Origin of the sequence: Promicromonospora kroppenstedtii DSM 19349, assembly GCF_000515355.1 — a bacterium.
GTDB classification, from domain to species: Bacteria; Actinomycetota; Actinomycetes; order Actinomycetales; family Cellulomonadaceae; genus Promicromonospora; species Promicromonospora kroppenstedtii.
Window position 1 is genome coordinate 60,735 of record NZ_KI911694.1, and the last position, 1,296, is coordinate 62,030.

At 72.9% G+C, this 1,296-nt stretch carries 1 protein-coding gene; it reads left to right on the forward strand.

Annotation, left to right across the window (positions count from 1 at the left end; all coding sequences use genetic code 11):
- Positions 1 to 285: 285 nt before the first annotated feature.
- A partial coding sequence (locus tag PROKR_RS35255) for an acyltransferase family protein (protein WP_036965097.1) occupies positions 286 to 1,296 on the forward strand: 1,011 nt, incomplete at its 3' end.

Consider the following 1,296-nt stretch of genomic DNA (forward strand, 5'->3'; position numbering starts at 1 on the left):
GACGAGCAGCGGCGGGCGCACCCCCGCCGGCCCCACCACGTCCGCGAACCCGCGGGCGCGCACGTGCTCCACGGCGGCGGAAGCGCCGGGATCGCGCAGAAGTGTGGGGAGGAGGCCGGTGAGGTTCATAGGTCTGTTCCTTCGAGGGCGCACGACGACGGGCCCTTCACGGGCATGACCCGGGTGGGGGTCATGTGGTGAGGGGCTGGTCCCAGGCTACTCCTGGGCACTGACACCACGCCTTTGCGGTGCCTTCCGTCCCGCTCTGTCCTACGATGACCGGCGATGTTCACCCCCTCTGGCTCCCCGCGGCACGGCACACCCGCCCCGGGACGAGCCGCCGTCGCGCACCGTTCCGCTGCCCGGCTCGACTGGCCCGACGCCGCCCGCGGCCTCGCCATCGGACTGGTGGTGCTCTACCACGCGACCAACTGGACGTGGTCCACGGGCTACGAGGTGAGCGTGCTGCGCGAGGTCAACGAGACCCTGCGCAGCCTGCGCATGCCGCTGTTCTTCGCGGTTGCGGGCATGTTCGCCGGCAAGTGGACCGCGGTGCCGTGGACCACGCTGGCCCGCGGCAAGCTGCTGTACTTCGCGTGGGTGTTCGTGCTGTGGGAGCCCATCTCCCTGGTGGTCCGCCTGGTCACGGGCTACTACCAGGTGGCCGACGCCGACTGGGGCACCCTCGCGGACCAGCTCGCCTGGTCGCTGCTGGTCCCCCGTTCGGAGCTGTGGTTCCTCTGGACGCTGGCCGCGTTCTTCGTGGTCGCGCGGGCGCTGCGCCGGGTACCCGTGCCGCTGCAGCTCCTGGCGGCGGCCGCCGTGAGCGGCTGGGCGCTGGCGGGCTGGGAGCCGGAGAGCATCGCGTGGCGCGGCACGGCGCAGTTCGCGCTCTTCTTCCTGGGCGGCCTGCACCTGCGGTCGCTGCTCGAACGGTTCGCCGAGCGCATGACGTGGTACTGGGCGCTGGGCGCCGTGGCCCTCTGGCTCACGGTCCAGGTCGCGGTGCGCCAGCTCGGCCTGGCCGACGTCCCCGGCTGCTACCTGCTGGCCAATGTCGCCGGCGTACCTGCCGGGGTGGCCATGAGCGTGCTGGTGTCGCGCGTGCCCGGTGCGCTCGGGCTGCGCTGGCTGGGCGCGCGCACGCTGCCGGTCTTCGTCACGCACACGTCCGTGGTGCTCGCGCTGCTCTACCTGCTGTACAGCAACGGGATCTGGATCCCCGCACCGCGGTCGCAGTGGCTGCCGGTGGCGCTCTGCGCGGCGGCGATCGGCGTCGGCCTGGGCCTGGGCGCG